The organism is Ruegeria sp. HKCCD8929 (assembly GCF_013031405.1).
Taxonomy (GTDB): Bacteria; Pseudomonadota; Alphaproteobacteria; order Rhodobacterales; family Rhodobacteraceae; genus Ruegeria.
In genome coordinates this window covers 1-11,934 of record NZ_WPZY01000065.1, presented here as the reverse complement: position 1 = coordinate 11,934, position 11,934 = coordinate 1, and the positions used below count along the sequence as shown (strand labels likewise).

Genomic DNA, 11,934 nt, shown 5'->3' with positions numbered 1-11,934 from the left:
GCTGGTGGGCTACAGCGGGTCGGTTAATGACCCGCTAAAGTGGGAAACACCGCCTGGCTTCTCTTTATCTAGAAACGAGAGCTTTCACGGCTAGATCTCGTACCCGTATCTTCGCAAAAGTGGACCAGCAATAATCTCGACCTGCCGCTTCATGCTGTCGGGTATTTCACCCTTCCAGGTGATGTCGTTTCTCAGTTTGAGAGGACCGCCCATCCGAATTCTGTTGCCAGCAACCTGATGCTGAGGAACGAAAGCCTGTTCCGACCGCACCATCTTGACAAGGTTTCCGGTGTCAACACCGGTCATTTTGCCAATGCGTTCCAGCTGTTCGCCGGGGCTGGCGACAAAATCCTCGTATCTGACCCGAACCGAACGCTGAGGCCCGACCTTCTTTGCCAGACGTTCGGAGTAATAGTTGTACTGCATCCAACGCATCGCGGTCCAAGCCGCAGGGCGAGGCTTGATTTCTTTTTGCAGACCGCTCTCGGCGTTTCGCTTCAGGGCTTTTGACATCGACGAAGCCACCGCACGCGCATCCCGTATCAAGTGGATCACAAACAGTTCCGCACTGCCCGCCTCAGCCAATCGCAATCCCCTGGACGGGTTCTTTGAGGCGTCGAGCACATAGTCACAGTTCGTCTGCTGCAGGATGCTGCGGTACAGATCCACCGATAGCGACGCGTAGGTTTCCTTGAGTCGGCGCGACGCCCATGCGCTCAGGGGCGAGACTGTTTCCATTTTTTGTTGCAATCGAACGAATTGCTCTGGATTGTCTCGATTTGCCGCCCAGTTCTCGATCAAGGGCGCCCAGACGTCGCAGGACTTCACCCGATCACCGCATGCACAGAACTCATTGTTCGGCCACACGTGCCGAAGGATCGTGGAAATCTCGCCCGCACCAAAGATCTGCGGGTGATGTCCCAGTATGATATCCAGCAACGTCGAGCCACTGCGGCCGTAACCAACTACATAAATAACCTTTGGATTCATACAATTTTCCTGAAGCAGCGATCCCTGTTTATTAGAATAAGGGTTGTACGGATGGATCGGCACGACACGGCCGCCATTGGGTTCGGGTTCATCTTCGCCGACACGTTGTCCAGCTCACTCAAATTGGAGGCACCCGTCGCGTCATCGGTCGTCTTTGCCGAGCCTTTGCTGGTATCACCGCCAAACCTCGTGGTCGTTTGTGATGTGGTCGAAACTTCAGTGCCATGCTCCTGTGTTGCCATGGCAAGAAACAGCCTCTTCTGTGGTGATTTCGGGACCTTCAAAGCTTCCAGATTATCGAGCAACGTCCACGCAAGCTCTGTTGGACCCCACGATTCATCCGGAGTTTCTGTTTTGGCTACTGTGATGGGCATTTACGCACACATTCTAATGGATCAATCATAACGGGTGTTACCGGGTCAAAAGTGTTCGTTCCAATTTCGTTTCCCTAGGCAGGAGCGCAGGCAACGGTAGCTGCATCCAGCGCTGGAAGGTCAATAGCGATGGAATTGTAAGTGGTCTCGCTGTTTCAAATGGCACCAGTCCGGCTGGTCTCGCGTTTGGTGGCATGATCTGTTTACGTCAATTCATGCCGGGGAATTTGCCAATTCAGCAGCTTGCCGTGCCTGGCCGACAACGAAACTTGTCACTCCTGGCAATCAACGAGGCGCAGTAAATCTGCAGTACTTGTTCGAAGTGGCGCAGCCAGCGTTTCAGAGGGGGTTGAGCGGTTGCGTGCTGTCGAGGCACTGGATGGCGAAACAGGCGCCACGGGAACAAGGATTTGTGTCGCATTTGGCTGGCAGGAGGTGACCTGGGCGAAACTGTATCAGCGACAAGCCTACGATCACCAGATTGTGAGCCGGATAACCTGTTGACCTTCCAGCGTGGGAATCGAGCAAACAAGTGTCGGAAGCAATAGGGTTCCCAGGAGGCAGGCATGGGGCAGTGGAATAAGAAAAAATGTATGTCGCGCCGTGGAGTGATCACCGGCGCGAGTGCCACAGCGCTGTTACCGGGGTCGACTGTTTGGGCTCAAGCCGATGCTGTTGCAGGTATCCGCCGCAACGTCTCATCTTTCCGCATTGCCGATTGGAGGGATCATTTCGACTCGTTGAAAAACGGCGTCATCCTGTCCGACACCCGGTCAAAGGTTCTTCAATACTGGTCCGAGGATGAAAGTGTTTACAGGATGTATCCGACGAGCGTTCCGCTGTCGGATGATCTGACCAGGTTGGGCTACACCAAAATCATCCGAAAGGTTGAGGGACCTTCATGGCGCCCAACGCCTTCGATGAAAAAGCGTAACCCTGCATGGCCAGACTATGTTGGACCCGGGCCGGAAAACCCGCTGGGAACGCACGCGCTCTATCTAAGTTGGCAGTATTATCGAATTCACGGAACCAACGACACGCGCAAGATCGGGCGAAAATCCTCGAATGGGTGCATCGGGCTTTACAATGATCAGATCAAGGAGCTGTTCGAACTTGCTAATGTCGGAACGCAGGTCAAGCTGATCTGATACCCGCATTGCTTGACGAGTTCGGCGGCGACGCAAAACAACGATCAATGATGAATGAAACACTGAAATGAACAAACTTGCACTTCTGATTGGCGGTGTCGTGATTGCGGGCGCCGCCGTGGTCGTTTTCAACCTCAACCGGCAACCCTCTGGTCACTCGATGACCCCACCCGACACGTCATCGCTGTCGCCGGGAGAACCCATCGAAGACGTTCGGGTACCTTCCGAGTTCAGCCCGTTGGCCACAGCAGGAAAAGTGGCGTTCGACGCAAAGTGCGCCGCCTGTCACGGATCCAATGCGGCCGGTCTTGAAGGGTCTGCACCGCCGTTAGTCCACAAGATTTACGAGCCAAGCCACCATTCTGACGAAGCATTCTTTATTGCAGTACGAAACGGAGTAAGATCTCATCATTGGCGGTTCGGTAACATGCCGCCTGTTGACGGCTTGACCCGTGGAGACGTCAAGGGCATCGTGGCCTATGTAAGAGAGCTGCAGCGGGAAAACGGGATCAACTGAAGCGTGACAGGCCAAAAGGGCAAAGCAATCTGGTATTGGTTTTTCGCGGTGGGTTTGTTCGTCGCGGGATTTCTGATTTTTGCTGAACCGGCCCATGCTCATGGTGACATGGCATCGCATTCAGTTGCCGAATTCAGCGAGCCAGATCCTGAGAACGCGGAAAAGGGGCATCCCGGTCATTGTCATGGCGGCACCTTTTGCAACGGTGTTGCCATGTTCGTGGTGGCGCCAATGCCGCTCGAACCGTTCGTCGCGAAATACCGGCAGACCATTCCCAACGGTATACTCAGCCTTTTGGCTATCCTGGTTTTTGATCCACCGCCGCCGCGTTTCCTGATCTGATTCATTGAGTTGCGCCCGGACAGGGCGTGTTGAAGCAGACCTACAGGACAGAACAATGATCATCACCAGACTGACAACAGGCGCTATCGTGGCGTCTCTGATTGCCGTTTCAGCGCTCGCGCATGGCGGTGCCACCGGTATCGTGAAGGAACGCATGGACGGTATGTCCGCCATGAAAGAGAGCATGAAAATCCTGACCCCAATGATGCAGGGGAAAGTGCCCTACAACGAACAAACCGTCCGCCGGGAAGCTGAGAAAATCGGGCATCATGCGGGTGAGAGCCTGACAAAGCTGTTTCCGAAAGGCTCGGACGACAAACCCTCCGAGGCCAAGCCGGCGATCTGGCGGGATTGGGATGCCTTCTCGGAGTTGGCGGAACAGCTGCACGCCTATTCCGAAGGCCTCGCACTGGCGGCTGGCAACGGCTTGATGATGTCCGGGTCGGCTCTGGGCGCTGGCATGATGGCCGGCAGTGAAACGATGATGGGCGGCTCGGCAATGATGGGAAATTCCATGATGGGTTCCGACACCATGATGGGCGCCGGAATGATGCCAGAAGGAACGCCTGGCCTTGAGGAGCTTTCGGAAATGCCCGCCGATGGTGTTTTCATGATGCTCAGTCAGGCCTGCTCAGCCTGCCACACCCGGTTTCGTTCGGAAAAGTAGGTATGAGCCATGAGACGTGTGTTTCGTTTGGGCTTGATCGCCGTCACTACGGCGTCGGCCGGACTTATCGCGGTGATGGTTTGGCCGATTGGACAACCGTTGCAGTCGCTTGACCTTGAAGGGGACGTGAACCGGGGTGCTTATCTGGCGCGGGCCGGAGGGTGTATTGCATGCCATACCAGCTTTGTCGAAGGAGGCGCCCCTCTTGCCGGAGGGGTTAAGCTCGATACACCGTTCGGCACACTATACTCGCCCAACCTGACCACCGATCCCCAGCATGGCATCGGCAATTGGACAATCGAGGAGTTTGCGCGCGCGGTCCGTCAGGGCGTATCGCCGGATGGGCAGCCCTATTATCCAGCATTCCCGTATCCGTTCTATGCCAATTTCACGGACCAGGACATCGCCGATCTCTGGGCGGCCTGGCAGACAGTTCCACCGGTTGCGGAACCCTCCAGAGAACAAGAGATGGCGTTTCCCTTCAATCAACGGTGGGGACTGAAGCTATGGCGTGCGGCCTTTCTGGAACCACCCCGAACCGAACCAGTAGCCGGCAATGACGATGTGTGGAACCGGGGACGACTTCTGGTCGAAGGTGCCGCGCATTGTGCGGCCTGTCACACCGGTCGTAACCTGGCTGGCGCGCGAAAGTCGGACACCGAACACTTCAAGGGCAGTGATGCGCTCCCGGGCGGCGACAAGGCACCGGCCATCGACTTTGAGACCCTGCAAAAGCGAGGGTGGACGGTCGACAGCCTGGCATATGCCCTGCGCACCGGGGTCATGCCGGACGGCGACGTGTTTGGCGGCGCGATGGGTGAAGTCGTGAGCTATGGTACTAGCTTCCTGACAGAAGAGGATCGTGAAGCGGTGGCGACTTATCTGCTGGATGCACATGAGGGTGGATAGACCGGTGCCGGCGGCGGCACAAAGTAGAGGGAAACTGGTATGAATCTCAGTCGCAGGCATTTTTTGGTGGGCGCGTCTGCGCTGACCGTTTTGCCGAACACCGGAGGGGGGGCTCCCGCCCCTCGGATCATCGAAGCCCGGGTCGGCAAGGTTCAGGTGGTTTCGGGAGATTATCCAAAAACCGAAATCTGGGGCTATGACGGGGGCGTTCCTGGGCCGATGATCCGTGCGCGGCAAGGCGAGACCGTCAGTCGAAAGCTGGTGAATTCGTTGCCTCAGCCCACGGCCATCCATTGGCACGGGCTCCGCGTACCCAACGAAATGGACGGTGTCCCCGGTCTGACACAGGACGCGGTGCAAACAGGTGGCGAGTTCCTTTATGAGCTGCCGCTGAAGGATGCCGGCACCTACTGGTACCATTCGCATAACCAGTCCACCGAGCAGGTGGCCCGCGGTCTTTACGGCGTCATCCTGGTCGACGAGGAGCAGGCTCCTGATATCGATCACGATATCACGGTTCTGCTCGATGATTGGCGGCTGAGCGAGACCGCACAGATCACCGATGACTTCGGCGCCATGCATGACTGGACCCATGCCGGTCGGATGGGCAATTACGTTCACGCGCACCTGTCCCCGGCTCTGCACGGTGTTCAGCGGAACCAAAGATTGCGCTTGCGCTTCGTCAACGTCGCCACCGACAGGATCATGGCCGTGTCGCTGCGTGGACTGGCCGGAAAGCTGGTTGCCCATGACGGCATGCCGGTGGAACGTCCCGAGGATTTCGAGGTCCTTGTGTTTGGCCCGGCGCAGCGGGCGGACCTGATCGTCGATGTCATCGCCCAAGCGGGAGAGACCGCGCAGGTCCTCCTGCACGAGCGGGATGCCGCTTATGTTTTGAGTGAATTACCGGTGAAGGGGCAGGGTCCCTCTGCCGCGCGGGATCCTGTCCAGGCGCTTCCTCCCAACCCGATTGGCCGCATCGATGACGTTTCGGGTGCCCAAACCGTTTCACTTCACATGGAAGGCGGTGCAATGGGCGGTCTGCGGCAAGGCACATACAAGGGGCGCCCGATGAACGCTCGGGAACTGGTCGAGCACGGCCAGATATGGACCTTCAACGGCGTTGCCGGACTGCCGGATGAGCCGCTGATCTTTGTCTCGGAAGGAGAGGTCATTCGGATTCCGATGGTGAATGACACGGCATTCCCGCATGCGATGCACCTACATGGTACTCATTTTCAGGAAGTTTTCCCGGATGGAACCCTGGGGCCGTTGCGGGACACGATCCTGATAAACCGAGGCGAAACCCGCGAGATCGCGTTTGCGGCGGACAATCCGGGCGACTGGTTGTTGCATTGCCACATGCTGTCGCATCAGGCCGCGGGCATGAAGACTTGGGTCAAGGTGACATGAGGGTCGGCCCGGCAATGAAATGGGCGGCTGTCGTGGCGTTGCTCTTGTTGTCCACGGTTGCCTTGATATCTCGATCGAACGGCAAGGCAACCGGGCAAGACACAGCCGCTACAGACAAGGCACGGGGTCAGGTTCTTTATGCCGAGCACTGCGCATCTTGCCATGGGGCAAGTCTTGAAGGGCAGCCGGACTGGCAAACACCGGGCGAGGATGGCGTATTGCCGGCGCCACCGCATGACCGCACAGGCCACACCTGGCACCACGGTGACGCGATGCTGTTCGACTACACCAAACTGGGTGGTTCCGAGATGTTGAAACGCATGGGTGTGACCGGCGTGACAAGCGGGATGCCCGGATTTGCCGACAGTCTGACCGACCAGGAAATCCGGGGCATTCTCGCCTTCATCAAGGCTAGTTGGCCGGAACGCGAACGCGAACTTCAGCGGCGGCGATCTTTGGCAGAACAATCGAAAGGAAACTGATGTGAAACGCTTTTTTGCGTATTTGATTGCAGTGGCAATGTCGATTGGCGCGCCGGTCGCCAGTGCTGATGAACGATCAGAGGCCGAAGTAAAACGGCTGGCCCTCGAGGCCATTCTGGAGAACCCAGAGATCATCATGCAGGCCGTCGAGATACTTCAACAACGTGAAGATCAGGCCAAGGCGGAAGCGGCAGGGGACGTCTTGTCCAATCAGCGCGAGCTGCTGGAGCAAGACCCTAACGCCCCGGTCATCGGCAACCCCGACGGCGACGTGACTGTGGTCGAATTCTTCGATTACAACTGCCCCTACTGCAAACGGGCGGCGTCGGTGGTCAAGGGCGTGATTGGTGAGGACACTCAGCTTCGCGTGGTCTACCGCGAATGGCCTATTCTCGGAGAGGGCTCGGTTTTCGCCGCGCGGGCTGCGTTGGCTGCCCGTAATCAGGGCAGATACGAGGAGTTCCACTGGGCTTTGATGGACCTGAAGGGTCGTGCCGGAGAAGCCAGTGTGATGAAAGTGGTGCTGGATCTTGGCTTGGATGAGGATCGGCTACGCGACGATATGCACGCGCCCGAAGTTGATGCCCATATTCAAGTCTCGATGGATTTGGCCAACCAGCTCGGGTTCAGCGGCACACCGTCCTTTGTCATCGGGGATGCCCTTGCGCCCGGTTTGGTGCCTATCGATGAGATGAAGCGGCTGATCAAAAATGCGCGCGATACACAGTAACGGCTGGGGCAGCAGCAAACTCACTGAAAACGCGCATTCAATCACCGCCCCTTGACCTTCCACTTACTGGAATCCCTATGTTGATCATCGACAGAGAATTGATGGTGATGACATGACCGAGAATGCAATAGCGCGGTTTCAGGTCGAGGGCATGAATTGCGCCTCGTGCGTCGGACGTGTGGAGCGGGCTTTGAGCGGGGTTCCGGGTGTGACCTCGGCTTCGGTCAACCTGGCGGGAGAAAGCGTGCAGATCGGATTTGAAGCCCCGGCAATTCCGGCGACGCTCGTCGAAGCTCTGAGCGAGGCGGGCTATCCCGCCGTAACCGAGGAGGTCACCCTGGATGTCGAGGCCATGTCCTGCGCGTCCTGCGTCGGCCGGGTCGAACGCGCGTTGAAAGCCGGGGATGGGGTTTTGTCGGCAAACGTGAATCTCGCGTCGGAAACCGCAACAGTACGTTTTGCGGTCGGGGCCACGACCCCGGCAGCTATCGCCGAACTGGCAACATCGGCGGGATATCCGGCGCGGGCTCGGTCAAAAGATCAGGTCGATGGCGAGGATCGCAAGGCCGGTGAAATTCGGCAACTGGCGCGGCGAACCTTGTTTGCTGCCCTTTTGACTTTGCCGGTTTTTGTAATCGAAATGGGGACACATGTGATCCCCGGCATGCATCACGTGGTGGCGAGCACGATCGGGATTCAGAACAGCCACTACCTCCAATTCCTGCTGACGACGATCGTTCTGTTCGGGCCGGGACTGCAATTTTACACCAATGGGTTCCCGGCTCTGCTCAAAGGCGCACCCGACATGAACTCGCTGGTGGCCCTCGGCACCTCGGCGGCTTACGGATTTTCGCTGGTCTCGACCTTTGCACCCAAAGTGCTGCCCGAAGGTACGGCCAATGTCTATTTCGAAGCGGCGGCGGTGATTGTGGTTCTGATCCTGCTGGGCCGGTTGCTGGAGGCCCGCGCCAAGGGCCGCACCGGCGAGGCGATCCGCAGGCTGATTGGGTTGCAGGCAAAGATCGCGCGTGTCGAAAGGGATGGCACGGTGGTCGAACGGCCGATCGAGCAGATTGCCGTGGGGGACATCATTCATGTCCGTCCGGGTGAGAAGATCGCGGTGGATGGTTCAGTTCTGACCGGGGCGTCTTATGTGGATGAAAGCATGATCACCGGCGAGCCCGTGCCGGTTGAAAAGAAGCAAGGGGCCGAGGTGGTCGGGGGCACGGTGAACGGCACCGGTGCTGTGACATTCCGCGCCGAGAAGGTCGGCGCTGACACGATGCTAGCCCAGATCATTCAGATGGTCGAGCAGGCGCAGGGCGCCAAGCTGCCCATCCAGGGGCTGGTGGATCGCATCACGCTCTGGTTCGTGCCGACTGTGATGGTAGTTGCGGCGTTGACTGTGGCGGTCTGGCTGCTGGTCGGCCCCGATCCGGCACTCAGCCTGGCGTTGGTGGCCGGTGTCGCGGTGCTGATCATCGCCTGCCCCTGCGCCATGGGGCTGGCAACGCCAACATCGATCATGGTCGGCACCGGCCGGGCTGCCGAGATGGGCGTGCTGTTCCGCAAGGGCGACGCGCTGCAGATGTTGCAGGAAAGCACGGTGGTCGCTCTGGACAAGACCGGTACCCTGACCGAGGGGCGACCGGAACTGACCGATCTGATCACGGCAGACGATATGGAAGAGGCAGGGGTTCTACGCCTGGTCGCTGCGGTCGAAGCCAAGTCCGAGCATCCGATTGCCGAGGCGATCGTGCGTGCCGCCGAGGCGCAGAGGCACGAGTTATCAAGCCCCACGGATTTTACCTCAATCACCGGTTTTGGGGTTCGCGCCTTGGTGGGCGGCCATGAAGTGTTGGTCGGCGCTGATCGGCTTATGGTTCGCGAAGGTGTGGATCTGGGCAGTTTGTCCAGCCACAGCGAAGCTTTGGCGAGGAAGGGCAAATCGCCGCTTTACGCCGCGATTGACGGGCAGATTGCGGCGGTGATTGCCGTGGCCGACCCGATCAAACCGACCACTCCGGCGGCGATCCGCGCGTTGCACAATCTGGGTCTCAAGGTTGCCATGATCACCGGCGATAACGCGATGACGGCCAAGGCCATTGCGGCGGAGTTGGGAATCGATGATGTCGTGGCCGAGGTGTTGCCCGAGGGCAAGGTGGCCGCATTGGAAAACCTGCGCACTGATCGCGGCAAACTGGCCTTTGTTGGGGATGGGATCAATGACGCCCCGGCGCTGGCTGCGGCGGATGTCGGTATCGCCATCGGCACCGGCACCGATGTTGCCATTGAAACCGCCGACGTGGTGTTGATGTCAGGTGACCTGAATGGCGTGGTCAACGCCTTCGACATCAGCAGACGCACTATGCGCAACATTCGGCAAAACTTGTTCTGGGCCTTTGGCTATAACACATTGCTGATCCCGGTGGCCGCGGGCGTGCTCTATCCGCTGGGTGGCCCGCTGCTGTCGCCGGTTCTGGCGGCAGGTGCCATGGCGCTGTCCAGCGTCTTTGTCCTGGCGAACGCTCTGCGCTTGCGCTGGGTGGAGTCGATCGCAGGCGGGCGCAAACAAGACATTCGGAAAACCGAACCAACGTTGCGGTCGGCGTTGGCTGAATAAAAAGGAGAGCCGCTGTGAATATCGGAGATGTGGCAGAACGCTCGGGTTTGCCTGCCAAGACCATCCGCTACTACGAGGATATCGGGTTCATCAAGCCCAAACGTAGCTTGAACGGATACCGCCATTTCGATGAAAAAGAACTGCATAAACTGGCATTTATCGGTCGGGCAAGGTCGCTGGGATTCACCATCGAAGATTGTCGCACATTACTGGCCTTGTATGAAGACAAGGACCGCGCAAGTGCCGATGTGAAACACATCGCCACACAAAACTTGAAAGAGATTGACGCAAAGATTTCCGATCTGAAGGCTATGCGGGCGACCCTATCCCATCTGATCAATGAGTGCGCCGGGGACCATCGCCCGGATTGCCCGATCCTGAAGGATCTCGGTCGCATGTAAGGCATCTGGGTTTTGCCATTGCAATTGATCGCAGTCGTGACGCAACAAGAACTCCGCTGAACTTGTCCCGTGCTTCGGATTAGGTATTTTTGCACACTATTCAGTCGAACCGTTCAATCAGAATTTTATGCAACTCTTCTTCAAGCACTGTCCGTGATCAAAAGAAGCGGACCGAATGAGCTGACAGCGTTGAGGTCGGTCTGACTCATAAATTTCAATCTTACGCGGCGCGCCCGAGATTGAGCATGCGTCGCTGTTTCAGGGTGCTTTTCTTGGTGGTTTTCTTTTCCTTGGGAGCGTCGTCGCTGGGACCGAAGTAGACATCAGCGGGCGTCCGGTTTCCGATGCTCTCGTTGCAGTGGTGGTGGTTGTAATGATCTATGAAGTCGCCAATCGCCTGTTCGCGCGCCCCTGGCAGGTAGTAGTTTTCGAGCAAGACGCCGTTGTGGAACGTCTGGTGCCAGCATTCAATCTTTCCTTGGGTCTGAGGGTGATTTGGTGCCCTTCGAATATGGACCATTTTCTGATCTTCGAGCCAGGTCGCCGGTTCGCGGGTGGGGCGAGCTGGTGTCGCTGAGCAGCCTCGGTTTTCCGGAGTGTCTTCGTTCACTGACAGCCCGAGCTTAAATCGAGTGAGAGGTGTCCGCAGGTCATGACCGAGACCGGTCAGTATTAGCATTCGATGTTCCACGTGACTGTCGATGCGTTCGCACAAAAGCAGAAAAGTCGCGCCAGCAGCTCGTTTCTCCCTTGCCCACGACATACCGAGCATCTCTTCACGCGCTGGAGCTTGTGAAACGTTATACCGACGAGGCCACCTGATCGCTCTCGGGCTCGCGCTCCTGCAAGTCGTCCGCCATCAGATTGTCGATGAACAGCCCCAATAGCTGAGACCGACCATGAACGCCCGCCTTTCGGTAGATCGCGTTGGTTTGCGCCTTGACCGTCCCCTCAGACGTGTTGCGCAGGGCGGCGATCTCGGCGGTTGTCATCCCCTTGATGGCAAAGAGCGCCACATCGCGTTCAGCCGGGGTCAGATGCCAGGCGGTGAAGCTCTCCTCCAGCAGATCGGAAAACGCGCTTTGCGCTGCTTTCAGGCGGGTTTTCATCCGTGCGGCCTCGGCCACGGATTGGCGCAGCACGACAAAGCCCACCACGATCCCCAGGATAAGGCCCAGAGCCGCTCCAATCTCGATGACCTCGCGTGCGTGCCAGTTGATCGGCCCGAACGGCAGACTCAGAACGCTGGACAGAATATCGAACACGAAGAACAGGGCGCAAAACACCTGAACAACAAGCAGCGCGATCACGAGGAGATTGCGCGTCATGGCGACGATC

14 protein-coding genes are annotated in these 11,934 nt (G+C 58.0%); 10 read left to right on the top strand and 4 right to left on the bottom strand.

The window, feature by feature from the left end:
* Window positions 1-90 precede the first annotated feature (90 nt).
* Together GOX53_RS27775 and GOX53_RS27770 are read right to left on the bottom strand one after the other, a co-directional pair.
* Window positions 91-990, bottom strand: a complete 900-nt coding sequence (locus GOX53_RS27775; protein WP_171182119.1) for a sulfotransferase — start codon at window positions 988-990, stop codon at window positions 91-93.
* The gene (locus GOX53_RS27770; protein ID WP_171182118.1) at window positions 987-1,364 is read right to left on the bottom strand and encodes a hypothetical protein; all 378 of its coding nucleotides are present in this window, start codon (window positions 1,362-1,364) and stop codon (window positions 987-989) included. Before GOX53_RS27770 ends, GOX53_RS27775 begins: the two co-directional genes overlap by 4 nt.
* 566 nt (window positions 1,365-1,930) lie before the next feature.
* Between GOX53_RS27770 and GOX53_RS27765 the strand changes: the two genes are divergently transcribed.
* The 10 genes from GOX53_RS27765 (at window position 1,931) to cueR (ending at window position 10,596) form a co-directional block, all read left to right on the top strand.
* Window positions 1,931-2,512, top strand: coding sequence for a L,D-transpeptidase (locus GOX53_RS27765; protein WP_171182117.1), 582 nt, complete (start codon window positions 1,931-1,933; stop codon window positions 2,510-2,512).
* Between the two features lie 67 nt (window positions 2,513-2,579).
* Window positions 2,580-3,029, top strand: coding sequence for a cytochrome c (locus tag GOX53_RS27760; RefSeq protein ID WP_171182116.1), 450 nt, complete (start codon window positions 2,580-2,582; stop codon window positions 3,027-3,029).
* Between the two features lie 3 nt (window positions 3,030-3,032).
* Window positions 3,033-3,371 (top strand): hypothetical protein, encoded by a 339-nt coding sequence (locus GOX53_RS27755; protein WP_171182115.1) that lies wholly within the window; start codon window positions 3,033-3,035, stop codon window positions 3,369-3,371.
* A gap of 55 nt (window positions 3,372-3,426) precedes the next feature.
* On the top strand, window positions 3,427-4,038 hold the full coding sequence (locus tag GOX53_RS27750) for a cytochrome c (RefSeq protein WP_171182114.1): 612 nt from the start codon (window positions 3,427-3,429) through the stop codon (window positions 4,036-4,038).
* Window positions 4,039-4,047: 9 nt separating this feature from the next.
* Window positions 4,048-4,947, top strand: a complete 900-nt coding sequence (locus GOX53_RS27745) for a cytochrome c (protein WP_171182113.1) — start codon at window positions 4,048-4,050, stop codon at window positions 4,945-4,947.
* A gap of 39 nt (window positions 4,948-4,986) precedes the next feature.
* Window positions 4,987-6,360 (top strand): multicopper oxidase family protein, encoded by a 1,374-nt coding sequence (locus GOX53_RS27740; RefSeq protein WP_171182112.1) that lies wholly within the window; start codon window positions 4,987-4,989, stop codon window positions 6,358-6,360.
* Entirely contained in the window at window positions 6,357-6,842 is a 486-nt protein-coding gene (locus tag GOX53_RS27735) for a cytochrome c (protein WP_254446837.1), read from the top strand. Before GOX53_RS27740 ends, GOX53_RS27735 begins: the two co-directional genes overlap by 4 nt.
* 1 nt (window position 6,843) lies before the next feature.
* The gene (locus tag GOX53_RS27730; protein WP_371810449.1) at window positions 6,844-7,572 is read left to right on the top strand and encodes a DsbA family protein; all 729 of its coding nucleotides are present in this window, start codon (window positions 6,844-6,846) and stop codon (window positions 7,570-7,572) included.
* Between the two features lie 112 nt (window positions 7,573-7,684).
* Entirely contained in the window at window positions 7,685-10,195 is a 2,511-nt protein-coding gene (locus GOX53_RS27725; protein ID WP_171182111.1) for a heavy metal translocating P-type ATPase, read from the top strand.
* Between the two features lie 14 nt (window positions 10,196-10,209).
* Entirely contained in the window at window positions 10,210-10,596 is a 387-nt protein-coding gene (gene cueR, locus GOX53_RS27720; protein WP_171182110.1) for a Cu(I)-responsive transcriptional regulator, read from the top strand.
* Window positions 10,597-10,816: 220 nt separating this feature from the next.
* On the opposite strand, the gene GOX53_RS27715 is transcribed toward cueR, so the two are convergent.
* Window positions 10,817-11,275 (bottom strand): integrase core domain-containing protein, encoded by a 459-nt coding sequence (locus GOX53_RS27715; protein WP_171182109.1) that lies wholly within the window; start codon window positions 11,273-11,275, stop codon window positions 10,817-10,819.
* Between the two features lie 121 nt (window positions 11,276-11,396).
* Window positions 11,397-11,934 (bottom strand): helix-turn-helix transcriptional regulator (locus GOX53_RS27710; RefSeq protein ID WP_371810448.1); only part of this gene is annotated, 538 nt, incomplete at its 5' end.